This window comes from Streptomyces sp. NPDC057963, assembly GCF_042887155.1.
In the GTDB taxonomy this organism is placed as follows: Bacteria; Actinomycetota; Actinomycetes; order Streptomycetales; family Streptomycetaceae; genus Streptomyces.
On record NZ_JBHVPX010000009.1, the window covers coordinates 314662 to 341505 of the forward strand.

Annotated in this window: 27 protein-coding genes; 20 read left to right on the forward strand and 7 right to left on the reverse strand. The window is 69.9% G+C overall.

The window, feature by feature from the left end:
- The first annotated feature begins 242 nt into the window (after window positions 1–242).
- The 7 genes from ccrA (at window position 243) to pssA (ending at window position 8003) form a co-directional block, all read left to right on the forward strand.
- Window positions 243–1616: a crotonyl-CoA carboxylase/reductase gene (ccrA, locus tag ACFVT1_RS22940; protein ID WP_389798344.1), complete on the forward strand. Its 1374-nt coding sequence runs from the start codon at window positions 243–245 to the stop codon at window positions 1614–1616.
- 1 nt (window position 1617) lies between these two features.
- Window positions 1618–3630 carry a protein meaA gene (locus ACFVT1_RS22945; protein WP_389798346.1) on the forward strand — a complete coding sequence of 671 codons (2013 nt, stop codon included), beginning with the start codon at window positions 1618–1620 and terminating at the stop codon, window positions 3628–3630.
- Complete coding sequence (locus tag ACFVT1_RS22950; protein WP_389798348.1) at window positions 3627–4592, forward strand: HpcH/HpaI aldolase/citrate lyase family protein; 966 nt, start codon at window positions 3627–3629, stop codon at window positions 4590–4592. The genes ACFVT1_RS22945 and ACFVT1_RS22950 overlap by 4 nt, the downstream gene beginning before the upstream one ends.
- A gap of 2 nt (window positions 4593–4594) precedes the next feature.
- Window positions 4595–5122 carry a MaoC family dehydratase gene (locus tag ACFVT1_RS22955; protein WP_389798351.1) on the forward strand — a complete coding sequence of 176 codons (528 nt, stop codon included), beginning with the start codon at window positions 4595–4597 and terminating at the stop codon, window positions 5120–5122.
- Window positions 5123–5124: 2 nt separating this feature from the next.
- Window positions 5125–6330: an acyl-CoA dehydrogenase family protein gene (locus ACFVT1_RS22960; RefSeq protein ID WP_389798354.1), complete on the forward strand. Its 1206-nt coding sequence runs from the start codon at window positions 5125–5127 to the stop codon at window positions 6328–6330.
- A 181-nt stretch (window positions 6331–6511) separates the two neighbouring features.
- Window positions 6512–7159: a phosphatidylserine decarboxylase gene (locus ACFVT1_RS22965; RefSeq protein ID WP_389798356.1), complete on the forward strand. Its 648-nt coding sequence runs from the start codon at window positions 6512–6514 to the stop codon at window positions 7157–7159.
- Window positions 7146–8003: a CDP-diacylglycerol--serine O-phosphatidyltransferase gene (gene pssA, locus ACFVT1_RS22970; RefSeq protein WP_362196925.1), complete on the forward strand. Its 858-nt coding sequence runs from the start codon at window positions 7146–7148 to the stop codon at window positions 8001–8003. Before ACFVT1_RS22965 ends, pssA begins: the two co-directional genes overlap by 14 nt.
- A gap of 147 nt (window positions 8004–8150) precedes the next feature.
- Here the strand turns inward: pssA and ACFVT1_RS22975 are convergent, their stop codons facing one another.
- Window positions 8151–9182, reverse strand: a complete 1032-nt coding sequence (locus ACFVT1_RS22975) for a zinc-binding alcohol dehydrogenase family protein (RefSeq protein WP_389798359.1) — start codon at window positions 9180–9182, stop codon at window positions 8151–8153.
- Between the two features lie 150 nt (window positions 9183–9332).
- Here ACFVT1_RS22975 and ACFVT1_RS22980 point away from each other — a divergent pair, with 150 nt between their 5' ends.
- From ACFVT1_RS22980 to ACFVT1_RS22990, 3 genes are all read left to right on the forward strand, one after another.
- Window positions 9333–10160 carry a PP2C family protein-serine/threonine phosphatase gene (locus ACFVT1_RS22980; protein WP_389798361.1) on the forward strand — a complete coding sequence of 276 codons (828 nt, stop codon included), beginning with the start codon at window positions 9333–9335 and terminating at the stop codon, window positions 10158–10160.
- A 170-nt stretch (window positions 10161–10330) separates the two neighbouring features.
- The gene (locus ACFVT1_RS22985) at window positions 10331–11287 is read left to right on the forward strand and encodes an MASE1 domain-containing protein (protein ID WP_389798363.1); all 957 of its coding nucleotides are present in this window, start codon (window positions 10331–10333) and stop codon (window positions 11285–11287) included.
- Between the two features lie 129 nt (window positions 11288–11416).
- Window positions 11417–11911, forward strand: a complete 495-nt coding sequence (locus ACFVT1_RS22990; RefSeq protein WP_389798366.1) for an SRPBCC family protein — start codon at window positions 11417–11419, stop codon at window positions 11909–11911.
- 630 nt (window positions 11912–12541) lie between these two features.
- Here ACFVT1_RS22990 and ACFVT1_RS22995 read toward each other — a convergent pair.
- A complete protein-coding gene (locus tag ACFVT1_RS22995) occupies window positions 12542–13657 on the reverse strand; it encodes a glycerate kinase (RefSeq protein WP_389798368.1) in 1116 nt (371 codons plus the stop codon).
- 132 nt (window positions 13658–13789) lie between these two features.
- Between ACFVT1_RS22995 and ACFVT1_RS23000 the strand changes: the two genes are divergently transcribed.
- The 3 genes from ACFVT1_RS23000 to ACFVT1_RS23010 all read left to right on the forward strand — a co-directional run bounded on the left by ACFVT1_RS23000 (window position 13790) and on the right by ACFVT1_RS23010 (window position 16677).
- On the forward strand, window positions 13790–14284 hold the full coding sequence (locus tag ACFVT1_RS23000; protein WP_389798370.1) for an NUDIX domain-containing protein: 495 nt from the start codon (window positions 13790–13792) through the stop codon (window positions 14282–14284).
- A gap of 210 nt (window positions 14285–14494) precedes the next feature.
- Window positions 14495–15694 carry a hypothetical protein gene (locus tag ACFVT1_RS23005; protein ID WP_389798373.1) on the forward strand — a complete coding sequence of 400 codons (1200 nt, stop codon included), beginning with the start codon at window positions 14495–14497 and terminating at the stop codon, window positions 15692–15694.
- Window positions 15695–15936: 242 nt separating this feature from the next.
- Window positions 15937–16677: an NAD-dependent deacetylase gene (locus tag ACFVT1_RS23010; RefSeq protein ID WP_389798375.1), complete on the forward strand. Its 741-nt coding sequence runs from the start codon at window positions 15937–15939 to the stop codon at window positions 16675–16677.
- 262 nt (window positions 16678–16939) lie between these two features.
- Here ACFVT1_RS23010 and ACFVT1_RS23015 read toward each other — a convergent pair whose 3' ends face one another.
- On the reverse strand, window positions 16940–17344 hold the full coding sequence (locus ACFVT1_RS23015; protein ID WP_389798378.1) for a (2Fe-2S) ferredoxin domain-containing protein: 405 nt from the start codon (window positions 17342–17344) through the stop codon (window positions 16940–16942).
- A 336-nt stretch (window positions 17345–17680) separates the two neighbouring features.
- On the opposite strand from ACFVT1_RS23015, the gene ACFVT1_RS23020 reads away from it, so the two are divergent.
- A complete protein-coding gene (locus ACFVT1_RS23020) occupies window positions 17681–18265 on the forward strand; it encodes a TMEM165/GDT1 family protein (protein WP_389798380.1) in 585 nt (194 codons plus the stop codon).
- A 220-nt stretch (window positions 18266–18485) separates the two neighbouring features.
- Here ACFVT1_RS23020 and ACFVT1_RS23025 read toward each other — a convergent pair whose 3' ends face one another.
- On the reverse strand, window positions 18486–19010 hold the full coding sequence (locus ACFVT1_RS23025; RefSeq protein ID WP_389798382.1) for a methylated-DNA--[protein]-cysteine S-methyltransferase: 525 nt from the start codon (window positions 19008–19010) through the stop codon (window positions 18486–18488).
- A gap of 20 nt (window positions 19011–19030) precedes the next feature.
- Window positions 19031–20503 (reverse strand): AlkA N-terminal domain-containing protein, encoded by a 1473-nt coding sequence (locus ACFVT1_RS23030; RefSeq protein WP_389798385.1) that lies wholly within the window; start codon window positions 20501–20503, stop codon window positions 19031–19033.
- Window positions 20504–20649: 146 nt separating this feature from the next.
- Between ACFVT1_RS23030 and rpmF the strand changes: the two genes are divergently transcribed.
- Window positions 20650–20856 carry a 50S ribosomal protein L32 gene (gene rpmF / locus ACFVT1_RS23035; protein ID WP_389798387.1) on the forward strand — a complete coding sequence of 69 codons (207 nt, stop codon included), beginning with the start codon at window positions 20650–20652 and terminating at the stop codon, window positions 20854–20856.
- A gap of 423 nt (window positions 20857–21279) precedes the next feature.
- On the opposite strand, the gene ACFVT1_RS23040 is transcribed toward rpmF, so the two are convergent.
- Window positions 21280–21906 carry a GNAT family N-acetyltransferase gene (locus ACFVT1_RS23040; protein ID WP_389798389.1) on the reverse strand — a complete coding sequence of 209 codons (627 nt, stop codon included), beginning with the start codon at window positions 21904–21906 and terminating at the stop codon, window positions 21280–21282.
- An 81-nt stretch (window positions 21907–21987) separates the two neighbouring features.
- On the opposite strand from ACFVT1_RS23040, the gene ACFVT1_RS23045 reads away from it, so the two are divergent.
- From ACFVT1_RS23045 to ACFVT1_RS23060, 4 genes are all read left to right on the forward strand, one after another.
- Window positions 21988–23211 (forward strand): saccharopine dehydrogenase family protein, encoded by a 1224-nt coding sequence (locus tag ACFVT1_RS23045; protein WP_389798391.1) that lies wholly within the window; start codon window positions 21988–21990, stop codon window positions 23209–23211.
- Window positions 23212–23254: 43 nt separating this feature from the next.
- Window positions 23255–24082 (forward strand): alpha/beta fold hydrolase, encoded by an 828-nt coding sequence (locus ACFVT1_RS23050; RefSeq protein WP_389798393.1) that lies wholly within the window; start codon window positions 23255–23257, stop codon window positions 24080–24082.
- A gap of 130 nt (window positions 24083–24212) precedes the next feature.
- On the forward strand, window positions 24213–24335 hold the full coding sequence (locus ACFVT1_RS23055) for a hypothetical protein (protein ID WP_389798395.1): 123 nt from the start codon (window positions 24213–24215) through the stop codon (window positions 24333–24335).
- Window positions 24336–24916: 581 nt separating this feature from the next.
- Window positions 24917–25822, forward strand: a complete 906-nt coding sequence (locus ACFVT1_RS23060; RefSeq protein ID WP_389798397.1) for a PaaX family transcriptional regulator C-terminal domain-containing protein — start codon at window positions 24917–24919, stop codon at window positions 25820–25822.
- A gap of 180 nt (window positions 25823–26002) precedes the next feature.
- On the opposite strand, the gene ACFVT1_RS23065 is transcribed toward ACFVT1_RS23060, so the two are convergent.
- Window positions 26003–26173: a hypothetical protein gene (locus ACFVT1_RS23065; RefSeq protein ID WP_389798399.1), complete on the reverse strand. Its 171-nt coding sequence runs from the start codon at window positions 26171–26173 to the stop codon at window positions 26003–26005.
- Window positions 26174–26542: 369 nt separating this feature from the next.
- On the opposite strand from ACFVT1_RS23065, the gene ACFVT1_RS23070 reads away from it, so the two are divergent.
- Window positions 26543–26815, forward strand: a complete 273-nt coding sequence (locus ACFVT1_RS23070; RefSeq protein WP_389798400.1) for a GNAT family N-acetyltransferase — start codon at window positions 26543–26545, stop codon at window positions 26813–26815.
- The last annotated feature ends 29 nt before the right edge of the window (window positions 26816–26844 follow it).

Here is a 26844-nt window from a genome sequence, read left to right on the forward strand (position 1 = left end):
GAGTGCCATACGTTGAAGTTGTCCGGGCGGCCGGCGTGCTGAGACCTCACGTACGCCGGCTGTCCCCGCAAGCGATTGCCTGCGCGCCCGGACGCCTGCGTCACAGGCGAACCCTTCTGCTCCACAGAGCAAGCCGAAGCCCTACCAGCCGAACCGACGGCAGCACCTCCACATCGCACTGCACCCCTCATCGACGGGGACCCTCAAGCGTTCCCTCGACGCCGCTTCACCGGAGGCACACCGTGAAGGAAATCCTGGACGCGATCCAATCGCAGGACAGTACGGCCGCGGATTTCGCAGCCCTGTCCATCCCCGAGTCGTACCGCGCGGTGACCGTGCACAAGGACGAGACGGAGATGTTCGCGGGGCTCGACACCCGCGACAAGGACCCCCGCAAGTCACTGCACCTCGACGAGGTCCCGGTCCCCGAGCTCGGGCCCGGCGAAGCGCTGGTCGCCGTCATGGCGAGCTCGGTGAACTACAACTCCGTGTGGACCTCGATCTTCGAGCCGATGGCCACCTTCGGCTTCCTGGAGCGCTACGGAAGGCTCAGCGAGCTCACCAGGCGCCACGACCTGCCGTACCACGTCATCGGCTCCGACCTCGCGGGCGTCGTCCTGCGCACCGGCCCCGGAGTCAACGCCTGGAAGCCCGGCGACGAGGTCGTCGCACACTGCCTCTCGGTCGAACTGGAGTCCTCGGACGGCCACAACGACACGATGCTCGACCCCGAGCAGCGGATCTGGGGCTTCGAGACCAACTTCGGCGGCCTCGCCGAGATCGCGCTCGTCAAGTCCAACCAGCTGATGCCGAAGCCGCAGCACCTCAGCTGGGAGGAGGCCGCCGCCCCGGGCCTGGTCAACTCCACCGCGTACCGCCAGCTCGTCTCGCGCAACGGCGCCGCCATGAAGCAGGGCGACAACGTGCTGATCTGGGGCGCCAGCGGAGGACTCGGTTCATACGCCACGCAGTTCGCCCTGGCGGGTGGCGCCAACCCGATCTGCGTCGTCTCCAGCGAGCAGAAGGCGGACATCTGCCGGAGGATGGGCGCCGAGGCGATCATCGACCGCACCGCCGAGGGCTACACGTTCTGGAAGGACGAGCACCACCAGGACCCGCGCGAGTGGAAGCGGTTCGGCAAGCGCATCCGTGAACTCACCGGCGGCGAGGACGTCGACATCGTCTTCGAGCACCCGGGCCGCGAGACCTTCGGCGCCTCGGTGTACGTGACCCGCAAGGGCGGCACGATCGTCACCTGCGCCTCGACGTCCGGCTACAACCACGAGTACGACAACCGCTACCTGTGGATGTCGCTGAAGAGGATCGTGGGCTCGCACTTCGCCAACTACCGCGAGGCGTGGGAGGCCAACCGGCTGATCGCCAAGGGAAAGATCCATCCGACGCTGTCGAAGGTCTACTCCCTGGCGGAGACCGGTCAGGCCGCGTACGACGTCCACCGCAACCTCCACCAGGGCAAGGTCGGCGTGCTGGCGCTCGCCCCCCGCGAGGGCCTGGGCGTGCGCGACCACGAGCTGCGCGAGAAGCACGTCGACGCCATCAACCTGTTCCGTGACGCGTCGGCGGAGCGGACCGGCGAGCACAGCCGGGACGTCTGACATGAGTGGGCGTCAGAAGGACCGCCCGTGGCTCATGCGGACGTACGCGGGTCATTCGACCGCCGAGGCGTCCAACGAGCTCTACCGGCGCAACCTCGCCAAGGGCCAGACGGGCCTGTCGGTCGCCTTCGACCTGCCGACGCAGACCGGGTACGACCCCGACCACGTCCTCGCCCGCGGCGAGGTCGGCCGGGTCGGCGTGCCCGTCTCGCACCTCGGTGACATGCGGCGGCTGTTCCAGGACATCCCCCTGGAGCAGATGAACACCTCGATGACGATCAACGCCACCGCGATGTGGCTGCTGGCGCTCTACCAGGTGGTCGCCGAGGAACAGGGCGCCGATCCCGCGAAGCTCCAGGGCACCACGCAGAACGACATCGTCAAGGAGTACCTCTCGCGCGGCACGCACGTCTTCCCGCCGGGCCCCTCGCTGCGGCTGACCACCGACATGATCACGTACACGGTCAACCACATCCCGAAGTGGAACCCGATCAACATCTGCAGCTACCACCTGCAGGAGGCGGGAGCCACTCCCGTCCAGGAGATCGCGTACGCCATGTCGACGGCCGTCGCGGTCCTGGACGCCGTACGGGACTCCGGTCAGGTGCCCCCGGAGAGGTTCGGCGATGTGGTCGCACGGATCTCCTTCTTCGTGAACGCGGGCGTCCGTTTCATCGAGGAGATGTGCAAGATGCGCGCCTTCGGCCGCATCTGGGACCGGGTCACCCGCGAGCGGTACGGCGTCACCGATGCCAAGCAGCGCCGCTTCCGCTACGGCGTCCAGGTCAACTCGCTCGGGCTGACCGAGGCACAGCCGGAGAACAACGTCCAGCGCATCGTGCTGGAGATGCTGGCCGTCACCCTGTCCAAGGACGCCCGTGCCCGAGCCGTCCAGCTGCCCGCCTGGAACGAGGCGCTGGGGCTCCCCCGGCCGTGGGACCAGCAGTGGTCGCTCCGTATCCAGCAGGTGCTCGCGCACGAGAGCGACCTGCTGGAGTACGAGGACATCTTCGCCGGATCGCACGTCGTCGAGGCGAAGGTGGACGAGCTGGTCACCGAGTCGCTCGCCGAGATCGACCGGATCCAGGAGATGGGCGGCGCCATGGCGGCCGTGGAGTCCGGCTACCTGAAGTCCGAGCTGGTCTCCTCGCACGCCGCCCGCCGGGCCCGGATCGAGGGCGGCGAGGAGAAGATCGTCGGCGTCAACATCTACGAGACGACGGAACCGAACCCGCTCACCGCAGACCTCGACGCAGCGATCATGACGGTCGACCCCGCAAACGAGGCCAGGGTCGTCGCGGCCCTCCACGCATGGCGGGACAACCGCGACGAGGCCCGTGCCACCGATGCCCTGGCCGCGCTGAAAAAGACCGCCGCGGGCACCGGGAACATGATGGCGGCGACCGTGGAGTGCGCCCGCGCGGGTGTCACCACGGGCGAGTGGTCCTGGGCGCTGCGCGATGTCTTCGGCGAGTTCCGGGCTCCGACGGGCGTCTCGTCCGCCCCGGTCGCGGTGACCGCGGAGGCCGGCACACCGCTCGCCCTCGTCCGCGAGAAGGTCGCCCGCACCGCGGCCGACCTGGGCGCCGGGCGGCTGCGGCTGCTGGTCGGCAAGCCGGGCCTGGACGGGCACTCCAACGGTGCCGAGCAGATCGCCGTACGGGCCCGTGACGCCGGTTTCGAGGTCGTCTACCAGGGGATCAGGCTGACCCCCGAACAGATCGTCTCAGCCGCCCTCGCCGAGGACGTGCACTGCGTCGGTCTGTCGATCCTGTCCGGTTCGCACGCCGAGCTCGTCCCCGACGTACTCACCCGGCTGCGCGAGGCGGGCGCCGCCGACATCCCGGTGATCGCTGGCGGGATCATTCCGCCCGCCGATGCCGCGGCCCTGATCGGGGCCGGTGTCGCCGCCGTATTCACCCCGAAGGATTTCGGTATCACGGAGATCATCGGCCGTATCGTCGACGAGATCCGGAAAGCGAACAAGCTCGACCCTCAGGAGGTCCTCGCATGACCCAGCCCCCGAACCGCCTGCGTCCGCGCCGTTCCTGCCTGGCCGTGCCCGGCTCGAATCCGCGGTTCCTGGAGAAGGCCCAGGGCCTCCCGGCCGACCAGGTCTTCCTCGACCTGGAGGACGCCTGCGCGCCGCTCGCCAAGGAGGGCGCCCGGCACACCATCGTCGACGCGCTGAACAACGGCGACTGGACGGGCAAGACCCGGGTCGTGCGGGTCAACGACTGGACGACGCACTGGACGTACCGCGACGTCATCACGGTCGTCGAGGGCGCCGGCCAGAACCTCGACTGCATCATGCTGCCGAAGGTCCAGGACGCCCAGCAGGTCGTGGCCCTCGACCTGCTGCTGACCCAGATCGAGAAGACGATGGGCTTCGAGGTCGGAAGGATCGGCATCGAGGCGCAGATCGAGAACGCCAAGGGCCTGGTGAACATCGACGCCATCGCCGCCGTCTCGCCCCGCCTGGAGACCCTGATCTTCGGCCCGGCCGACTTCATGGCATCGATCAACATGAAGACCCTGGTCGTCGGTCAGCAGCCGCCCGGGTACGGCGCGGACGCGTACCACTACATCCTGATGCGCATTCTGATGGCGGCCCGTACGCACGATCTCCAGGCCATCGACGGCCCGTTCCTGCAGATCCGCGACGTGGACGCCTACCGCGAGGTCGCGGGCCGTGCGGCGGCGCTGGGCTTCGACGGCAAGTGGGTGCTGCACCCCGGTCAGGTCGACGCGGCCAACGAGGTGTTCTCGCCCTCGCAGGAGGACTACGACCACGCCGAGCTGATCCTCGACGCGTACGAGTGGTGCACGTCCGAGGAGGGCGGCAAGAAGGGTTCGGCGATGCTGGGCGACGAGATGATCGACGAGGCGAGCCGCAAGATGGCGCTCGTCGTCGCAGGCAAGGGCCGCGCGGCCGGTATGCAGCGCACGTCCGCGTTCGAAGCGCCGGAGGCCTGATCATGCAGTTCGGACGCACCTATGAGGAGTTCGAGGTCGGTGCAATCTACAAGCACTGGCCCGGGAAAACGGTCACGGAATACGACGACCACCTTTTCTGTCTGCTGACCATGAATCACCATCCCTTGCACATGGACAGCAACTACGCGGAGCGGACGACCGACTTCGGGAAGAACGTTGTCGTCGGCAACTACATCTACTCGCTGCTTCTCGGCATGTCGGTTCCGGACGTCTCCGGAAAGGCCATCGCCAATCTTGAGGTCGAGTCGCTGAAGCATGTCGCGCCGACCTTCCACGGCGACACGGTCTACGGCGAGACGACGGTTCTCGACAAGACTCCGTCAAAATCCAAGAGCGACCGCGGAATCGTCTATGTGGAGACCAGGGGATACAAGCAGGACGGCACGCTGGTCTGCGTGTTCCGCCGCAAGGTGATGGTCCCCACCGAGACGTACATCAAGGAGCGCGGCGGCGAGCAGCCCGGCCGCCCCGAGCTGAACCAGCCTTCGCAGAAGAACGTGGAGAAGTAGCCATGACGCGACTCGCCCAGACGGCCGGCCTCAATGACGTCCAGCAGGAAATCCTCTCCACGGTCCGGGATTTCGTCGACAAGGAGATCCTTCCGGTCGCGACCCGGCTGGAGCACCGTGACGAGTACCCGACCGAGATCGTCGAGGGGCTCAAGGAGCTCGGCCTGTTCGGGCTGATGATTCCCGAGGAGTACGGGGGCCTGGGCGAGTCGCTTCTCACCTACGCGCTGTGCGTGGAGGAAATCGCCCGCGGCTGGATGAGCGTGTCGGGGATCATCAATACGCACTTCATCGTGGCGTACATGCTCAAGCAGCACGGCACCCAGGAACAGAAGGACACGTTCCTGCCGCGGATGGCGCTGGGCGAGGTCCGGGGCGCCTTCTCGATGTCCGAGCCGGCGCTGGGCTCGGACGTCTCGGCGATCACCTCCAAGGGCGTCAGGGACGGCGACGAGTACGTCCTGAACGGCCAGAAGATGTGGCTGACGAACGGCGGTACGGCCTCACTCGTCGCCGTCCTGTGCCGGAGTGACGAAGGCCACCCCGAGGGGACCGCCCCGCACAAGTCGATGACGACGTTCCTGGTCGAGAAGGAGCCCGGTTTCGGCGAGGTCCGGCCCGGCCTCACCATCCCCGGCAAAATCGACAAAATGGGTTACAAGGGTGTCGACACGACCGAACTCATCATGGACGGACTGCGCATTCCGGCCAATCGAGTACTGGGCGGCACCACCGGCCGTGGTTTTTACCAAATGATGGACGGCGTCGAGGTCGGCCGCGTAAATGTAGCCGCGCGTGGCTGCGGTGTCGCTCAGCGTGCATTCGAACTGGGCGTTTCCTACGCCCAGCAGCGCCACACCTTCGGAAAGCCGATCGCCCAGCACCAGGCGATCCAGTTCAAGCTGGCCGAAATGGCCACCAAGGTCGAGGCCGCCCATGCGATGATGGTAAATGCGGCACGCAAAAAGGACTCCGGGGAGCGAAATGACCTGGAGGCAGGGATGGCGAAGTACCTCGCCTCCGAGTACTGCAAGGAAGTCGTCGAGGACGCCTTCCGGATCCACGGCGGCTACGGCTTCTCCAAGGAGTACGAGATCGAGCGCCTCTACCGGGAGGCCCCGATGCTGTTGATCGGCGAAGGTACCGCTGAGATCCAGAAAATGATCATTGGGCGCCGACTCCTCGAGGAGTACCGGTTCCAGGGTTGATTGTCCCTTTCGAGGCGATTTGGCCGCGAAGAAGATCACACCCTGTCATCCTCTGCCGGTGCCTTCAAGCCGTCCGACTCGGCTGCTGGCTTGCCCAGTTGCGGCTCGCAACCGATAACATCGCCGGAAAAGCCGCCGTCCCCCGTTGCCAGCGCGGCATCATCCGCTACGAAGGTCATCCATGCCCGACAGCCAAACCTCTGCACCACGCGGCGGAGTCCGCCTTGCGCGCGGAGCTTCGCCGTGGCTCCTGCCGACCGTCGCCACCGCGGCGCTCAGCCTCACCCGGGCCCGCAAGTCCGGACGCTGGGCGGCGGTGGCCGTGCCCACCACCGCGCTCGCGGCGGGCATGCTGTGGTTCTTCCGCGACCCCGAGCGCGAGATCACCCAGGGCCGGGTCATCTCGCCGGCCGACGGCGTGGTGCAGAGCATCATGCCGTGGAAGGACGGGCGCACCCGCGTCGCGATCTTCATGAGCCCGTTGAATGTCCACGTCAACCGCGCGCCCCTGGCCGGCACGGTGACCTCGGTCGAGCACATCCCCGGTGGGTTCGTTCCGGCGTTCAACAAGGAGAGCGAGAACAACGAGCGCGTCGTCTGGCACTTCGACACCGAGCTCGGCGACATCGAGATGGTGCAGATCGCGGGTGCCGTCGCACGTCGTATCGTCCCGTACACCCCGCAGGGCGCGAAGGTGGAGCAGGGCGAGCGCATCGGTCTGATCCGCTTCGGCTCCCGGGTCGACATCTACCTTCCGGAAGGTATCGATGTCGCGGTCGAGGTCGGCCAGGCCACCACCGCGGGGGTGACTCGAATTGACCGTGATTGATCCTGACACTCAGGCCGGCTGGGTACCGGAGGCGGAGTCCGAGGAGGACGCCGGCGAGGACATGCCGCTCTCTCTGCGGCTGTCGATAGCGGACACCCTCACTCTCGGCAATGCCACGTGCGGATTCATGGCGGTGTACTTCACCACCACCGGAATCCTCATCCCGCACCTCACGGGCAGCGACGAGAGCGGCATGGCCCGGCACTCCGCGGCCACCGCCGTGATCCTCATGCTCCTGGCCGCGGTGTTCGACCTCTTCGACGGGCTGGTGGCGCGCAAGCTGCGCTCCTCGCCGATGGGTGCCGAGCTGGACAACCTCTCGGACCTGATCAGCTTCGGGCTCGCCCCGGCGTACTTCGTCCTCGTGTACGGCATGGTCGCGGACGACGCACACCAGCGGGTGTCGGCGCTGGCGGCGATCGTGGTGCTGCTGGCGGTGGTGCTCAGGCTTGCCAGATTCTCCTGCGTGACCATGAAGGACGGCATGTTCCAGGGCATGCCGAGCCCCTTCGGAGCGCTCACGGTCGTCTCGATCGTGCTCCTGGAGCTGCCCTTCCCTCCGACGCTGCTCGCCATCGTCGGAGTGGCGTGGCTGATGGTCAGCCGGGTCGAGTACCCGAAGCCGCGGGGGGTCCTCGCGGTGGCGATGCTCAGCTGGATCGTGGCCGCGATGGGGCTCCTCGCCGCGTGGGCGTTCGACGCCCCCGGCGGTCAGCTGCTGCTCCAGACCGGCTGTGCGCTGCAGGTGGTCCTGGGAGCGGTCATCCCGCTCTTCGCGACGGCACGGCGGGTGAACACCTTCCGCGGCAACCGGCGCGACGCACGGGCGGCCCAGCTGCCGTAGGGCCACGACGAAGGAACATACGTGAGAGGGCCCCGGGTGCTCCCCAGCACCCGGGGCCCTCTCACGTATCCGCAGGGGCCGGCAGCGCGCACGCGCATATCCGCAAGGGCCGTCGGCGCGGAACCGATCGGTCCGGACCGGCGCCTGTCAGCCGGGCACCAGCACGGCGGCCCCGTTCACCCGGTCCGCCGCCAGATCGGCCAGTGCCTGGTCGGCCCTGCTCAGCGGGTAGGGGCTCACCGTGACCCGGATGCCCACGCGTTCCGCCAGCGCGAGGAATGCGCGGCCGTCCTCCCGGGTGTTGGAGGTGACGCTGCGCAGATTGCGCTCCTGGAAGAGATGGCGCTGGTAGTTGAGCACGGGGATGTCGGAGAGATGGATTCCGGCGACGGCCAGCGTGCCGGAACGGTCCAGTGCCTCCAGCGCCACCGGCACCAGATCACCGACGGGTGCGAACAGGATCGCCGAGTCCAGGGGTTCCGGCGGGCGGTCGTAGGCGCCGCCGGCCGATGCGGCGCCCAGCTCCAGAGCGAGCGCACGCGCCTGCGCCGAGCGGGTCAGCACATGAACGGTGGCGCCCTCGGCGAGGGCCACCTGAGCGGCCAGGTGGGCCGACGCGCCGAAGCCGTAGATCCCCAGCCGTCCGCCTTCCGGCAGAGCGCTGCGCCTGAGGGACCGGTATCCGATGATCCCCGCGCAGAGGAGAGGTGCGAGCCGGGCGGCATCCCGGTCGTCCGGGAGCCGGTAGGCGAACGCCTCGGGAACCAGTGCCGCGCCGGCGAAGCCGCCGTCCGCGTCCCAGCCCGTGTAGACGGACCGGGGACAGAGGTTCTCCCGGCCGTCCCGGCAGTAACGGCAGCTCCCGCACGTACCGCGCAGCCAGGCTCCACCCACCCGGTCGCCGATACGGAAGAGGCCGGCCCCGTCGCCGAGAGCCGCCACCCGGCCGACGATCTCATGGCCGGGGACCGTGGATGGGCGGTGCGGAGGAAGGTCGCCCTCAGTGAGATGGAGGTCCGTGCGGCAGACGCCGCACGCTTCCACGTTCAGCAGCAGCTCCCCGGGGCCGGGTGCGGGCACGGCGCGCCCCACCCGTGCCAGAGGCCCGGTCCCGATCGGACCGGGTGTCCGGACGGCCCAGACGGTCTGCTCGGCCGGGCCGGGAGCGGGGACAGCCACCTCTCCAGCCTGCGACGGCGGGGGCGGACAGGCAACCTGCGTCGGCCGTGCGCACCCGGGCCGTCCTGCGCCCTTCGGCAGGAGGGCTAAGGTTTCAACAGGGACGCACCCGTATTTCGACGGGGCCGCACCCGTAGGCGTGGGGGCGTCATGCACCGACACCACAGCGCACCGGAGAACACCCAGGAGCTCTTGGTCACCCTCGGGCATCTGATCGATCAGGCGTTGGAGAACATCAGGCTCCAGCAGGCCCCGGCGGAGCTGGGCGTGGCGCTGCAGCGCCACATGCTCCCGGCCGAACTGCCCGATTTCCCGGGGATCCGGATCGCGGGCCGGTACTCCCCCTCGCAGGACGGCCTGGCCGTCGGCGGCGACTTCTACGACGCGTTCCCGATGCGGGACGGGATCGCCGGTATCGCCATCGGCGACGTGCAGGGGCACGGGGTGGAGGCCACCGCCTTCATGGGTGAGGCCCGTGCCAGTCTCCGGGCCCTCGCCAGCGTCACGGTCGACCCCGGAGAGGTACTGGCCTGCGTCAACGATCTGCTGATCTCGCTGGGCTGCGACCTGTTCACGACCTGCTCCCTGCTGAGTGTCGTCCCGGAGAGCGGCGAGATCTCCGTCGCCCGGGCCGGACACGTCCCGATCGTCTGGGGCACCGACGGCGGCGACTCGGGCATCTCCCTCGACGCCGGTGGGGTGCCCCTGGGGATACTGCCCAGCCAGCGGTACCCCGTGACCCGTCGGCGACTGGCTCGACCCGGATATCTGGTCCTGGTGACCGACGGGGTCGTGGAAGGGCCGGCCTACCCCATGGACGAGGGACTGGCCGCGGTGTCCGCGCTGGTCGGAGCGGCGGACGCGGCAGACCCCGGCGAGCTGGCCGCACGGGTGATCGAGGTCGCGGACCTGACCGGTCACAAGGACGACGCCGCTGTCCTCGTCGTCCGCTACGACGGTGCACCGGGTGCCGGCTAGCGGGACGCGCCTCGCTCCGTCGTTCGCTCGCTCGTCCGCCTTCCGGTCTCCGGGCGTTGCATCGGCCGTTCGTCCGTCTCCTGGTCTGCTGGTCTTCCGGTCTTCCGGTCTTCCGGTCATGGTGTCGGCGTGGCTTCGGCGTGCCAGAGCGGCCGGGGTACGTGCGGGTGGTGTCTGATGCTGCTGTGGTGGACAGCGCACAGCTCAGGCGGCACACGGCCACGGCCCTCACGCTCCTGGCGGTGGCCGTCTGCTACTACGCGACGGCCCGCCTGGGGCTGCTCCAGCAGCTGGTACGCGGCCAGGTCACGCCGCTGTGGCCGCCGACCGGGATCGCGGTCGCCGCGCTTCTCGTGTTCGGTCTGCGCATCTGGCCCGGGATCGCACTCGGCGCCCTCGCCGCCAACGTGTTCATCGGGCCCTCCGCCCTGCCCGTACTGATCATCGCGGTGGGAAACACCCTGGCCCCGGTCTGCTCCTGCCTGATGCTCCGCCGGGCCGGCTTCCGCGACGACCTCGGCCTCCTACGGGATGCGCTGGCCTTGGTCTTCCTCGGTGCGCTGGGCGGCATGCTGATCAGCGCGACCGTGGGCAGCGGCGCCCTGGCCCTGTCGGGAGCGCTTCCGCCCGGGGGCTTCTGGCCGACCTGGTCGGTCTGGTGGACGGGCGACGCCATGGGCGTCATGGTCGTCACGCCGTTCCTGCTCGCCCTCCGGCGGGCCCGGCGGCCGCACGGCGTCGGCCTGTCCAGATGGGTCGAGGCGGCCGTGCTGGTGGTGTGCACCGTGGCCGTCACCCTCCTGGCGACCGATACCTCCCACGCCTCGTTCCTCTTCCTCGTGTTCCCCTTCCTGATCTGGGCCGCCTTCCGTTTCGAGCGGGCCGGTGCCGCGTGCTGCGCGCTGGGCGTGTCCGTGTTCGCGATCCTCGCCGCCGGTCGGATGACCGGCCCCTTCGCCCACCACGGTCTCCTCACCAACATGATCACGCTCCAGGCGTTCAACGGAGCGGTCTCGCTCACCGCTCTGGTCCTCGCGGCGGTCGTCACCGAACGGGAGCGCACTTATCAGGAGATCAAGCGGTTGTGTACGCAACTCTCCGAGAAGGTGGCACGCCAGGACACCTGATTCACTCCATCGGCCGTGCGAGGCGCGCGCCAACCCGCGATTCGCAGCAGGCTGAGGGGCGACGGCACCGCGACGAGGGCTACCGGACGTCGAGAAATCGGGCGACCGGGCGCCGTAAGAGGTGGAGCCATGCCCCATGTGTCAGCGAATGTCCATGTGTCTCGCCCCGCCGACGAGATATTCTCGTTCCTACGGGATCCGCGGAACCTGGCCATGTGGTCATCGAGCATCGATCATGTGATCGAAGGCCCGATCACCGCGGAACTCGGCGCCGAATACACCTGCAAGTTCCCGGGCAGACGGCGGGCACACCGCCTCACGTGCACCGCGAGCACACCGGTGGAGTACCTGGCGTTCCGCGGCGGATGCATGTGGACCCCGTTGGGCCGCCACTCGCCGGAACTCGAATTCCGGCTGAGTCCCAGCCGACGGGGGACGATGGTCAACGTATCGGTCAAGCCCCACCTGGACGGCGGCATGATCATCCTCGCCCCGTTCGTGACGATGGCGTGGCGTCGCGACCTGCCGTCGGAGCTGCGGTGCCTGGCGGAGCTGCTCGCCGACGGGGATCGTCCTGACGCGGATACGAGCGGTGATCAGGGGGCCGCGCCGTCGGTGGGGTGACGCGGAGGGGGGCGGGGGTGGTGCGGGGGCATGGTGGTGAGGGCGTGGTGGGTTCCGCTGCGCGGGGTTTCCCCCTGCCGGCCCTTTCGCGGAACGGGGGCAAGCCCCCGGACCCCCGCTTTTGTCCTCAAACGCCGGACGGGCTCGATATTCGAAATGCCGGGCGGGCTCGATATTCGAAACGCGGGCGAGCTCGGTATGCAGAGCCCGGGGGCCCGGTACTCGCATCCGCCGGACGGGCTCGTTTCCCCAACCCGTCCGGGCTGGTTCTCCAGCGCAGTCCGGGCTCGCTCTCACATACCGCACGGGCCGGCTTTCGAGCACCGTCCGAGCCCGTTCTCACGCACCGCGCGGGCCGGGCTTTCGAGCACTGTCCGAGCCGATTTTCACCCACCGCGCGAGCCGGCTTTCGAGCACCGTCCGAGCCGATTCTCGCGCACCGCGCGGACCTGCTTTCAAGCACCGTCCGGGCCCGCTATCAAGGGCCGTCCCGGCTGGAATTCAAATTCACCGGATCGGGCGGGCTCGCATTTCGGCTCCGTCCGACAGAAATCGGGCCTCCGGCCCCCGGTCGCCGGACAGGAAAGGTCCTTCTTCCCGTCCGGCGATCCGGGTCGCCACCGGGGCGGATTACAGCAGGAAGTCGCGGGCGATCGCCTCGGATGCCCGTTCCAGCAGTGGGCCCGCCTGGGCCATGGAGACCGCGGGATCCGGTTCCAGGTCCGTGAGGGCGTACGCGCGGCTGATGCCCGCGCCGGTCAGGGCCTCCGGCGGCAGGGCGAGGCGGCCGCAGACCGCCACGACCTCGATGCCTGCGGCGCGGGCGGCCGCGGCCACACCTGCCGGGGCCTTGCCGTGGAGGGTCTGCTCGTCGAGCGACCCCTCTCCGGTGATCACCAGCGTGGCGCGTGCCAGCGCGGGAGCAAAGCCGAGGACGTCGAGCATGACCTCGATGCCGGGGCGGAACCGGGCGTCGAGGGCGACCAGCGCCCCGTAGCCGATGCCTCCCGCCGCGCCCGCTCCGGGCAGCCGGGCCCGGTCCGGGCCCAGGACGGAGGCGTAGTGGGCGAGCGCGGCGTCGAGCGTCGCGATGTCCTCCTCGGTCGCGCCCTTCTGCCGACCGTAGACCTCGGGGGCGCCCGTGGGGCCCGTCAGCGGGTTGTCCACGTCGCTCGCGAGGATCAGGTCGACGTCGGCCAGGCGCGGGTCGAGGCCGGACAGGTCCGCCTCCGCCAGGTCGGCGAGGCCGCCGCCCCCCGGGCCCACCGGCTTGCCGTCCGCGTCCAGGAAACGGGCACCCAGCGCGGCCAGCATGCCCGCACCGCCGTCCGTGGTCGCACTGCCGCCGACGCCGAACACGATCGTCCGCGCGCCCGCGTCGAGCGCCGCGGCCAGCAGTTCGCCGGAGCCGTACGTCGTGGCCGTGAGCGGGGCGAACACCCCTGCGGGGAGGTGCTGGAGGCCCGATGCCTCGGCCATCTCCACCACCGCGGTCGTGTCGCGCAGCGCGTACGCCGCGGTCACCGGATCCCCGAGGGGCCCGGTCACCCGCGCCTCGTGGCGCTCGAACCCGGCGGCCACCGCGGCCGCCACCGTGCCGTCGCCGCCGTCGGCCACGGGCAGGGCCTCGACCTTTACCCCGGGCACGACGCGCCGCAGCCCGGCCGTCACCCGCTCCGCGACCTGTACGGCCGTGAGCGAGCCCTTGAACTTGTCCGCCGCGACGAGCACGCGTGCGGTCTCCATCACTGCTCCGTCCGCCACCTTGCATCCCTTGCTTTCGAACAGGCAGTCGCGCCGCCCCCGACCTTATCCGCAGCGGATACCCGCTGCCCAGAGCCGTCGTCGCTCCGGCTGCGCCCCCACTACGCTGCCCGCGTGACCACCACTGATTACGCCACCTACATCGCGGGCCTCCCCCGGGTGCTGGCCGCCGCGGCCACCGTGTTCCGGGACGACCGGGGGCGGGTACTCCTCGTCGAGCCGAACTACCGGGAGGGCTGGGCACTGCCCGGCGGAACCGTCGAGTCCGACGAGGGCGAGAGCCCGCGTCAGGCCGCGCGGCGGGAGACGGCCGAGGAGATCGGTCTCGACCGGGAGCCGGGACGGCTGCTCGCGATCGACTGGGCGCGCGGCCCGATGCGTCCACCGATCGCCGCCTACCTGTACGACGGCGGAGTGCTGGACGAGGCGGAGCTGAAGGCGATCCGGCTGCAGGAGGAGGAACTCCTGTCCTGGGAACTGGTCGAGCGCGACGACCTCGACCGCTATCTGCGCGGCGCTCTCGCGCTGCGCGTGAGGGCGGCGCTGGAGGTGCTCGACACCGCCGACGGCGCGGTGGAACTGGAGGACGGCCACCCGGCGAACGGCTGACCCACGGACCGATCGCGTCGCACGCCCATCACGCGCCGCGTATGAACCGTATCCCCCCTGCATCCCCTTGCGTCCCCTTGCGCCCTGTTGTCATGACGGAACGTCAGCTGATAATCCGGTGGCGGCTGCCGGACATCCGAGTTCATGTGCCATTGGTCCGCAGTGCACGCTCGACCGGCATCATCCGGACTCCACGACAGCGGAGGGATCATGCGTACGCACACCAACCGCCTCGGCGGACTGCTGGCCACCGTCGTCGCGTCGTTCGCCTGTACGGCGGTCGTCGCCACGACGTCGACCGCGGCCGCGGAGCCGGCGTCGGACCCGGTCCCGGCCGCACAGCGCAGGATGCCGCTGTCGGTCGACGGCGGCGCCTGGCAGTCGGGGCATGTCCAGGGCACGGCCATCGACCGCCGTAAGGGCTTCATGTACTTCTCGATGACCAACCTGCTGGTCAAGACCGACCTCAAGGGCAATCCGGTCGGCTCGGTCACCGGGTTCACCGGCCACCTCGGTGATCTGGACTTCAACGAGAAGGACGGCAGGGTCTACGGCTCGCTCGAGTACAAGGAGGCGAAGTCCTTCTACATCGCGATCCTCGACGTCGACCGCATCACCCGGATGGACATGGACGCCCAGTCCACGGGTGTCGTCTCGACCGTCTATCTCAAGGAGGTCGTGAAGGACTTCACCGCCGACATGAACGGCGACGGCGTCTTCGACGGCGACACGGCCGATACGCCCGACCACCGGTACGGCTGCAGCGGCATCGACGGCGTCGCGTTCGGTCCGGTGTTCGGCGACCGGCGCGGCAAGCGGGAGCTGACGGTCGTGTACGGCGTGTACGCCAACCCGGGCCGCACGGACAACGACCACCAGGTGCTGCTCCAGTACGACGTCGCGCGGTGGAAGAAGTACGAGCGCCCGCTGACCGAATCGGCCCCGCACACCAGCGGCCCCGCCCATGTCGACGGCAAGTTCTTCGCGTACACCGGGAACACCACGTACGGCGTGCAGAATCTGGAGTACGACGGGTACAGCGGCAACTGGCTGATGGCCGTCTACAAGGGCACCAAGCCGGGCTTCCCCAACTACTCGGTCTTCGCGCTGGACGGTGCGAGGAAGCCGGTACGCGGCCCCGTCCGAGGGCAGCAGAAGCCGGAGCGCGGTCTGCTGCTCCCCCTGCTGCGCCAGGGCGCGCACGACACGGCGACGGATACGTACGGGTGGCCGGCTCCGGGGCAGTACGGCCAGTTCGGGCTGATCTCGCTCGACGACGGCCGGTTCTATGTCGCGCGGAGCGGCACGGTCCAGGACGGCGGTGTCACGAAGCAGACCGCCCGCGCCGTGCTGAACACCTGGACGGGCCGGACCCCGTCACCGTTCAGCCCGGTCGGTCCCGCGGCCTGACGTCCGCCTCGCGCGGCGGCTCCTCGCGCGCGGCGGCCCGCGCTTCGGTGGGGTGCCGCCCGCGACGCGGTCGCACACGGCGACTCCGACGGTGTCCCGCGGGCTGCCCTCGCCCGCGAGCACCCTCGTTTCCGGCCCGGGTTCCGCGCCGGGACCCGTGGTGGTCCCGGCCCCGCGTCCGGACCCCGGCACCCGGTGAAATGGCCTCGCGGGCATCGGCCGGTGCTGCGTACGCTCGTGCCATGACTCTCGTCGCGATCCTCAGCGGCGCCGGCATCTCCACGGACTCCGGCATCCCCGACTACCGCGGACCCAACGGGCTTTGGCGCAAGGATCCGGAGGCGGAGAAGCTCGTCACGTACGACTTCTACATGGCCGACCCGGACATCCGCCGCCGCTCCTGGCAGATGCGCCGCACGAGCGCGACCTGGGGCGCGCAGCCGAACGCGGCCCACCGCGCGGTGGCGGAGCTGGAGCGGTCCGGCGCCCCGGTGCGGGTGATCACGCAGAACGTCGACGGTCTGCACCAGCTCGCGGGGCTCCCCGCCCGCAAGGTTCTCGAACTGCACGGGACCGCACGCGAGACGGTCTGCACCCGCTGCCACGCCCGCTCCCCGATGACCGAGGCGCTGGCGCGGGTCGAAGCGGGCGAGGCCGACCCGCCGTGCAGGGTCTGCGGCGGAATCCTGAAGTCGGCGACGGTCATGTTCGGTGAGCGGCTCGATCCGGTGGTGCTGGGCGAGGCGATGTCGATCGCCAAGGCCTGCCAGGTGTTCATCGCGGTCGGTACCACGCTCCAGGTGCAGCCCGCCGCGTCGCTGGCCGGGATCGCGGTGGACAACGGGGCCCGGCTGATCGTGGTGAACGCGGAGCCCACGCCGTACGACGAACTCGCCGAGGAGACCATCCGCGAGCCCATCGGCACGGCGCTTCCCGCACTGCTGAAGCGGCTGGCCGAGGCCCCGGACACGTCGCACGGGTAGGGGCTCGGGCCGCCGTCCCCGTCCCGGGTCGGGCCTTTGGTGACGCTTACGCGCGCTGGAGCAGGCGTACGGCCGCGCGGTGGCGTCCGACGTCTGCCGGTTCCCGCCCGACGACGTGTCCGGCCCCTCGGGAGGCCGGGCTCCGCGAAGGGGCCCGGCTGACCCGTGGGGCGGACCTCCGGGGAGGTCGCCCCGCGGGCCTTCCTCCCGACGGTCAAACCCGTGGCGGCACAGCGAGCCCGGCCCGGCTCTTCGACAGCCCTCAGTGGTCCAGTTCCCGCTGTACGCGGCGCGAGGGGCGGAACGTGTAGAGGTCGAGGATCTCGGGCGGGTCCACCAGCCCCGGGCCGCCCGCCTCGACCCAGGCGTTGATGTCCTTCACGGCGTCCTGGTCGTTGACCAGTCCGAGCCAGACCGGGCGGCCGCCGGCCCTGCGCCCCTCGGCGGAGGGCTGTACGACGATGACGTTGGCCTGCTCACAGGCGTCCAGGCACTCCACGGCGCGGACCGTGGCGGCCTCGCCGAGCGAGCGGCGCAGTTCGGCGAGCTGCCCGGCGTGGTCGACGTCCGGGATCTTCGGTGTCCCGCAGCAGCAGCCGCGGCAGACGCTGACGGTGGGCCGGGGCGTGCCCGGGGCCGGGGCGGCCTTGCGGGGGCGGCGGCTCATGCGGAGCGCCCTCCGGTGCTGACGCGAATGATCACCGTGGGACTGTACCGATACCCGCCACCGGTTCGAACACCTGCACTCCCCCGTCGCCCTGTGGGGTAGAGTCGGTGGCTGCGAAGGGGAGTAGCCCCGCAAACCGGTCGTCGACACGCTGGAGCCTCCGGGTTCCCGGTGGCCGGGCCCGTGGATCTTTACGGGCGGGCGAGACCTTCGGTCAGGTATGACACGCCCGCGCCCCGTGGGCGCTGACGTCATGCCGGGCCGAGTGGTCCTCCGAAAGCCCGAGTGGTGCTTCGCGAAGGCCCGGGGCCCGGCTCTCACAGAAAGCCACCCGGAATGCACCTCGACCCCCTGGCGATCGTCACCGCCTTCGGGCTGATCTTCCTCGCGGAGCTCCCGGACAAGACGATGTTCGCGTCGCTTGCCATGGGCACCCGCATGCGACCGCTGTATGTCTGGTTCGGCACGTCGTCCGCCTTCATCGTGCACGTCGCCATCGCCGTCGGCGCGGGCAGCCTGATCAGCCTGCTGCCCGACTGGAGCGTCAAGCTCGTCTCGGCCTCCCTCTTCGCGTTCGGGGCGTTCATGCTGCTGCGCAACGGCGGCGGCGATGACGAGGAGGAGGGCGGCACCAAGACGGTGACCGGCTTCTGGCCGGTCTACTCGACCGCGTTCATGGCGGTCTTCATCAGCGAGTGGGGCGACCTCACCCAGATCACGACGGCCAACCTGGCCGCGAGCAACGGCACCTGGTCCACCGCGATCGGGTCCGCGGCCGCCCTGATGTCCGTCTCGGCTCTGGCCCTGCTGGCGGGGCAGTTCATCGCGAAGCGGGTTCCGCTCAAGACGGTCCAGCGGATCGGCGGGTTCTGCATGCTGGGGCTGGCGATCTGGACGGTTGTGGAGATCTTCACCGGCTGACGTCTCCGCCACTTCGTACGGCGCCGTTGCCCTGGTGCACCTGTTGTCCTGCACGGCTGCGCCTGCTGCCGTGCACAGCTGCACGTGCCGCTGTGCACGGCAGCGCCCACTGCTGTGCACGACCTCGAAGGCGGGCCCGGATCTCCCGGGCCCGCCTTCGTGTTTCTTCGCGGTTCTTCGCGATTTTCGTGTTTCTTCGCGTTTCTTCGCACGAGCCGCGTCAGAAGAGCGCCGGGGTGTCGTCCTGCGTACCGTTCTCGAAGGCCAGCAGCCGCTGCTTGCGGTCGAGCCCGCCGCCGTAACCGGTGAGGCGGCCCGACGCACCGATGACGCGGTGGCACGGCACGATGATGCTCACCGGGTTCTTGCCGTTGGCGAGGCCCACCGCGCGCGAGGCGCCCGGTTTGCCGAGGAACTCGGCCAGTTCGCCGTACGAGCGGGTCTCGCCGTACGGGATCAACTGGAGCTGCTCCCAGACGCTGCGCTGGAACGGGGTGCCGTCCAGATGCAGCGGCAGGTCGAACTCACGCAGTTCACCGGCGTAGTAGGCATCGAGTTGACGGATCGTCTCCGCGAAGGGGCGCGGGTCGGGCTCGCCGAAGGTCTCCTCGGGCGGGCGGTGTCGCTGATCGGTCATGTAGAGGCCCGCGAGGACTCCGTCGGTGGCGACGAGGGTGAGCGGACCGTACGGGCTGTCGACGACCGTGTGCTGCCGGGTCGCCGCGGATGTGTACGTGGCGGTCATGGGTTGAATTCCCAACTTGCTTATGCGGGGAGGTGGTTGATGGGGTGATCGTCCACGGTCCAAAGATACTGGACCGCATAGGCCCGCCACGGCCGCCAGGCCGCGGCGCGGGCGGTGAGAGCCGCGGGCGTCGACGGGAGGCCGAGCTCCCCGGCCGCGCGCCGGATGCCGAGATCGGTGGGGAGGAACGCGTCCGGGTCGCCGAGCGCCCGCATCGCGATCACCTCCACGGTCCAGGGGCCGAAGCCGGGGAGAGCGGCCAGTTCGGACCGCGCCTTCTCCCAGTCGGTGTCGGTGCCGAGCCTCAGCGTGCCGTCGGCCAGTGCGCCGACGAGGGTGGTGAGGGTGGTGCGGCGGCTGCGCGGCAGGGCGAGTCGATCGGGGTCGAGCCCGGCGAGGGCCTCGGGGGTCGGGAAGAGATGGGTGAGGTCGCCCTCCGGATCGTCGACGGGGACGCCGTGCGCGGTGACCAGCCGGGCCGCGTGGGTGCGGGCGGCCGCGGTCGAGACCTGCTGGCCGAGCACGGCCCGTACGGCGAATTCGGCGCCGTCGACGGTGCGCGGCACCCGTCGGCCCGGCGCCTTGTCGACGAGGGGGGCGAGCAGCGGGTCGGCGCGCAGCTGGTCGTCGACGGCCACCGGGTCGGCGTCCAGGTCGAGCAGCCAGCGGCAGCGGCTGATCGCGAGGGTGAGATCGCGCGGATCGGTGAGGAAGAGCCGGCAGGCGATGTGGTCGGGGTGCGGGGCGAGGGCGACGATCCCGTGCCCGTACCGGAGCGTGAGCGTGCGACGGTAGGCGCCGTCGCGCCACTCCTCGACGCCGGGGACGGCGGTCGCGGCGAGGTGACCGAAGAGGTTGGTCGGGTTGAGCGGGGCCCGGTACGGCAGCCGCAGCGCTATCACGCCCGGAGCCGGCGACGGTGTCGCGGACCGGGCGGCGCGGCTGCGCAGCTCGCCCGGGGCGAGCGCGAAGACCTCGCGGACGGTGTCGTTGAAGGAACGGATCGAGGAGAATCCGGCGGCGAACGCGACCTCGGCCATGGGCATCCCGGTCGTCTCGATGAGCAGCCGCGCGGTCTGGGCGCGCTGCGCGCGGGCCAGGGCGAGCGGACCGGCGCCCAGCTCGGCGAGAAGCTGGCGCTCGATCTGCCGGGCGGAGTAGCCGAGACGGGCCGCGAGACCGGGGACGCCCTCACGGTCGACGACGCCGTCCCGGATGAGTCGCATCGCACGGGCGACGGAGTCCGCGCGGGCGTTCCATGCCGGGGAGCCGGGGCTGGTGTCGGGCCGGCACCGCTTGCAGGCCCGGAATCCGGCCTGCTGGCAGGCGGCGGCGCTGGGGTAGAAGGTCATGTTCTCGACCTTGGGCGGCACGACGGGGCAGCTGGGGCGGCAGTAGATCCGGGTGGTCAGGACCGCCGTGAAGAACCAGCCGTCGAAGCGGGCGTCCTTGGACTGGACGGCCCGCACGCAGCGCTCGGTGTCGGTGTGCATGGTTCAAGCATCGGGCACCGGACACCCCGGCGCTGGCGAGAATCCGACATCGGCCTCGCGCTGCCGGCCACTCGACACGGTCCCGATCGACACACATGTGGCAATGGACTCCATGTGTCGAGCCCATCCTCGAACCAGGAACCGGCATGGCCGTTCCCAAGCGGAAGATGTCCCGCAGCAACATCCGCCACCGCCGCGCCCCGTGGAAGGCCGCCACCCCGCGGCCGGTGCCGATCACCGTCGGCGGCGCCACCCATCTCGTACCGCAGCGGCCGGCCAAGTCCGACGAGCGGGGCCTGCTGCGCCCCGGCGGCTGTACGGATGACAACGCCGCCGGCACCGACCCCGCGTGATTGATGGCCGCCGGGGCACAGCCGGACTTCAAGTACCGCTTGCAATGCGCGCGTTCAGCGACCACGGTACGGGTGCGTCCAGGGGACGCCTGTCCCGCGCCGGGTTGTGGCACGTACGGAGCCAGAGGACGAATTCGCGTACGTCCGCGCGCTTCCCACGGCCCCATTCGACGTCCACCGCGGCGAGGAACCGGAACCGGCGCAGGAGCGGACCATCTGATACGAGAGCTCGTAGGTGCCGTGTTCTTCGACAAGACGGCGGAGATCCGTTTCGCGATGTGCTTCTGCTCGGGTGGTGCGTTCACGTCCGCCTGAAGGAAGCCGCCGGTGATCCGCTCGCGAGGATCCAGCCGGGTCGTCCGGGGCGGTGCTTTTGCGCGGCTCCGGCCATTGAACATCGAGAGCCCTGTGAACTGTGCACGGCTACGGGCTGCTTGTACGCCTTCTCAACATGGTCGCGACATTCAGTGGTCCGACGGACAGGCGCCTCAGGGTGACGAACCCGAAGTGCTGACAGAGCGCCACATTGCCGGGGTCCGCGGTGGCGAGGAAGACCCCGGCCGTGGCCGGCGTGTCGGCGAACAGGCGGTCGAGGAGCCGCCGTCCCGCACCGCGGCCCGCCGCGCCGGGATCGACCCCGATGAACTCCAGCGTCCAGGCCCCCTCGGGCGCACCGGCTTCGGTGATCTGCAGATAGCGCAGGGTCCGTTGCACGGCCCGGGACCCACAACGCGCGAGCGTACGGGCCCCCCACTGCGCCTGCGCAGCCAGTGAAAGTGCCGCCCCGGGCGGAGTGAGGACGGCGGCCGCGAGGGGGCGGCCGCCGTCCCCGGTCAGGGTGTAGCGGCGCGATCCGGGAAGGGTGGCATCGGCGCGCAGGGTGGCGTCGAACCAGTTCCTCCTCGCGTCGGCTGAATTGCCGCAAATCCAGGAGACCGCCGGCTCGCGGACAAAGGCGTCGGCCAGCACACGGGCGCAGGCATCCACCGGCGGGCAGTCGTCGATCTCCGGCCCGCGCCGAGCCGAGTCCGCGGACTGTGGGTCGGCCATGATCCTCCTCCGTCAATAATTGCTCGAACTTGAACCGATCGTATAATATTCGATCGTATCGAACTAGAGAGAGGTGAGCTGATGAGGATCCTGGCACTCGGCGGACCGGGCGCGATGGGGGCTGTGGCGGTGCGGGTGGCGGCCGGGCTGCCCGAGGTGACCGAGATCGTGGTGGCCGACAAACGCCTCGAAGCGGCCCAGAGGCTGGTAGACAGCCTCGCCGGTGCCGGTGGCGCGCCCCTGCGGGCCCTGCAGGTGGACGTGACCGACGACACCGCCCTGCGGGCCGCGCTGGCTGACGCGGATGTCGTGCTCAACACCGTCGGCCCGTACTACCGCTTCGGCCTGACCGTGCTGCGTGCCGCGATCGCGACCGGTACCCACTACCTGGACATCTGCGACGACTGGGAACCGACCCTGCGGATGCTCGACCTCGACGAGGAAGCACGGGCCGCCGGAGTCTGCGCGGTGGTGGGCATGGGTGCCAGCCCCGGAGTCAGCAACCTGCTGGCCGCACGCGCCGTCCAGCAGCTGGACCACGTCCAGGACCTCTACACCGCATGGCCCGTCGACGTCTCCGGCGGCGAGCAGGACGACGAGCAACTGCTCGACCCCGACGGACGCCCCAGCGCCGCCGCCGTGCACTGGATGGAGCAGATCAGCGGAAAAGTAGCCGTCGTCAGCAACGGACAACTCGTCCACCGACGACCGCTCCGTCCGGTCGCGCTGACCCTCTCCGCCCAACATTCCGGAACGGCCTACACCGTCGGACACCCCGAGCCGGTCACCCTCCACCGCAGCTACCGCCCGACCGGCGAAGCCGCCAACCTCATGGTCATCACCCCAGGCACACTCGCCTACCTGGACGTCCTGCGCCGCGACATCGACGCCGGCAAACTCACCAACGAGACCGCCGCCGCCGACCTGGCCAAGCCCTCACTGTCGCGCGGCCTGCGGGCCGTGGCAGGCGCCATGGGCCTCAAGGGCCCCCAATCACTACCGCCGTTCTTCGCCGCGGCCACGGGCACCAGCAACGGCCGCCCGGTCACCGTCCTGACCAGGCTCTCCGAGACATCCGGTATGTCGGCACTGATCAACGACATGGCGGAAGCGACCGGCATCCCCCTGGCCCTCGGGCTCGCTCAACTGCTCGACGGCACCGGCGGCCGACCCGGCGTTCATCCACCCGAGACCGTGATCGAACCCGAACGCTTCTTCCTCGACCTGGCCCGCCACGTGCCCCACCTCTCCGACAACCACGCGTCCCACGACGGCGTGATCACCGACATCACCCCAACCCGCTGAAACGAGGAGTTGCCCAGTGCAACCGCTGGAACCAGAAGTCGGCGTGCAATCGGCAGAGTTCGTCGAGGTCGGGGAACATCGCGTCCGTTACGCCGCGACGGGCACCGGTCCACCCGTGATCCTGCTGCACGGACTGGGCCGCAGCCTGGAGGACTGGGAGCCGTTGCGGGCCGCTCTGCCCGACCACCGGCTGATCGCCGTCGACCTCGCGGGCTTCGGGCAGTCGCAGGCCCTGCCGGACTGCCGCCTCGCAGCACTGGCCAAGCACGTCGAAGGGGCCCTGGAGGTGCTCGGGGTTCCCTCGGGCGCCCATGTGGTGGGCAATTCACTGGGAGGCGCCGTCGCGATGCGGCTCGCCGCCGATGCCCCCGCGCGGGTGGCGTCATTGGCACTGCTCAACAGCGCAGGGTTCGGCCGCGACGTCACCTGGACCCTGCGCATCCTCGGCCTTCCCCTGCTCTGGCGGCTGCTTCTGCGTCCCCATGCGGACAGCGCGCTGCTGTCGGAGCGCTCCATCTTCTACGACCCGGCCTTCGCCACACCCGAACGGGTCGCCCTGGCACTCGCGCTCTCCCGCCGCGAAGGGGCGGCACGAGCGTTCCGGCGCCAGTCCCATGCCCTCGGTTCGTGGCGCGGCGTACGCCGCGGCTGGCGCGAGGAACTGCTCACCGAGGTCTCGGAGCTCGACATCCCCACGCTCGTCGTCTGGGGCACCCACGACAGGATCCTGCCGGCCACCCACCTGGTCAACGCCGCTGCCGCTCTTCCCCGGGCACGCACCCACCTGTTCTCCCGAACCGGCCACATGCCGCAGATCGAGCGCGTCGACGAGCTCGCCGTCCTGCTCCGCTCGTTCTGGGACGGCCCATAGGATCCGAACCAGTTCGCCGATGTCACCGAGGTCGCAGGGCCGCCGAGACCGGTTCGGGCAGTTTCACCGTCTCCGAGACGCTCTGGGGCACCGACCGGCACGGACCGGTTCCGGCTGTGCGACCGCGCCGGTGGGCGCCCCCTCCCACACCGACGACCACCCGGCCGTCGTCGGGTCCGTCTCCGACCAGAGCTGGGCGGACCGGCCGTCGGCCGCCGGACAGACCTTCGTCGTGCGGGCCTTCCGGTTCTGACCGCACCACACGAAAGGCCCGCCTCACGGAACCATCCGTTCCAACAGTTCAGGGGATGCGGCGGACTTGAAGACCCAGGAGACCCGGGCAGTGCCTCAACGGCCCCAGGCCGACGTGTGAGCGAGAGGCACACTCCCCGCTCATGGAGCAGGGCCCGAACGGCGGAAAGGCACGCCAAATCGTCGCCATCAGCGAGCGGACCGCGCGACGCGACGCAACGGGCGCCACGCGCAGGTCCGGCACGGGGCGGTACCACCGGTCACCACGGTGGTACCGCCCCATCCTCCGTCCCGGCATCGGCGCGAGACCGACCGGGTTCACCTCGCCAACCGCCCACAGCCGGGGCAAAGACGCCGGCAGCCCCTCCCGCAGGAGGTGGCCGCTCCGGCGGCGGAGCACTGCTGCCGGGAGACCGGACTGGACGTGATCGACGTGAACCCCCGCGCCGGGACACTGTACGAATGGCACGGTTACCGTCTCACGCGTACCGAGCACACCCTTCGGTCGCGTGACCTGCTGAGGTTCGGCTCGGTCACCACGAAGCGCCGCCCCCTTGACGTACCGGAAAGGCCCACCACTTCATGACCGAGACCGATTCGCTCCACACACCGACAGCACCCGTCCAGGTCCCCACCCGCATGCTCGTCGAGGCACTGATCCGTACCGACCACACCGTCGACGCCGGCGAGCTCTACGCCGCCGCCGATCTGCTCGGCATGACCGACCAGCAGGTGCGTCTGTGCATCAAGCGGCTGGTGGCCGAGGAACGCTTCATCCAGGAAGGCAGAGGGCGCAAAGCACTGCTGCGGGCAACCGGCGCCACCAAGCAGGCTCTGGGGCCCGACGTCGAGTTCGTCACGCACGCCTTCCAGCAGGATGCGGGCCTCGCCCCCTGGGACGGAACCTGGCACCTGGTCGCATTCGCTGTACCCGAAGCCACTCGCACGGCGCGCGACACACTGCGCACCGCACTCACCCGGCTCGGCGGCGCCCCCGTCCAAGGCGGCCTGTACGTCAGCGCCAACGCATGGGAACCCTACGTCGAGGACGAGGCTCTCCGGCTCGGCATCCTCGACCGCCTCACCCTCCTGACCACCGACGACCTGCGCCAGGGCGATGTGCGCGATCCGGCTGTGCTTGCCCGCAGCCTGTGGCCGCAGGACGAGATCGCCGATCGCTACCGGCAACTCGCTTCCGTGGCCGAGCCGCGCCTGCGCCGACTCCAGGACGCGGCCGGCCTCTCCGCTCCTCAGCAACTGACCATCGCGGTCGAACTGGCCGCCGAATTCACCCGCGCCATGGAGCACGACCCTCTTCTGCCGCCGGAACTGCTCCCCCAGCCCTGGCCGGGGACCGAGGCACGTCGGCTCGTCGCACAGTGCTGGGAGCTCCTGGACCGGCTCGAAAAGGTCGGCGCAGCGGAAGAGCAGCACGGCCGCCTCTTTCGCCTCTACGGCGAAACGGTCAGGCAGATCGCCGACGCTTGAGTGCGTATCGGTGAGCGGCAGACCGGTGCCGGTGTCCGCCGGCAGGCGAGGTGGAGCGAGCCCTCGGCGGTGGGCAGAAACGTGATGCGCAGAAGGAGGAACGGGCCGCCTTCGGCAGACGGCACAGGAAAGAGACACCTTGGGTGGTCTTCTCCACCTCGGTGAACGCGTACGTCCCGTTCACCGATCGCTCTCCTTCGCGAAGAAGACCGCGGCTTTTCGCAGGGTCTCGATCGTCCTGTCCTGTTCGGCGTTCTGCCTGCGCAGTCGCTTGAGCTCGTCGCGTTCTGCCGAGGTGAGTTCACCGGGGCGGCCCTCACCACGGTCGGCCGGCGGCCGCGTCCGTTTCACACGGCCGGGAAGACCATGGCCCTCGCCACAGCACGCACTCGCGAGCCGGGCCTCCGGCTTGGCGTACCCGCACCGGAGCCATGACCCGCCGGCCGGCGCCCGACTGGCCCGCAGCATCGACACGGGCGCAGTGCGGATCAACCGCCATGGCGTGCACGCCGACGGCAACGGACCCGTCGGCCCCCACCCCCACCCGAAGTGAAATGCACCGACGAACGCCGATGGTGCGACAGAGCCGACCAACCCTGTCGCCCACCCCGCACAGAGGCTCGACATCTGCCGATGGTCGCCGCACAAACTCGCGACCGCTCCTCCTATCGAACTTGTAGCGATCGCCATACAATCGATCGATTCGTGAAAGGTTCCTACGTGACGGAGAGCACTTTCAACTCAGCCGGGGCCGAGCCGACTTGGCTCGCCCCTTCCGGTCGTGCCATCGCCCACGGTTCCGCGATCCCGGCCGAGGGGCGGGAGACCCCGGTGCGGGTCTCGCTCGACGGCTGCGTGCACCCGGATCGGCGCGGAGAAGGATTCGGCACCGCACTCCTCGCCTGGCAGGAAGCCCGCGGACTGCAGCACCTCGCCACCTCCGACGAGACGCTCCCCGGCCGGCGACGAAATATCGGGAAGCAAGCCACATAGGGGGTGCGTCTTCGGATGAAGGTATCGGT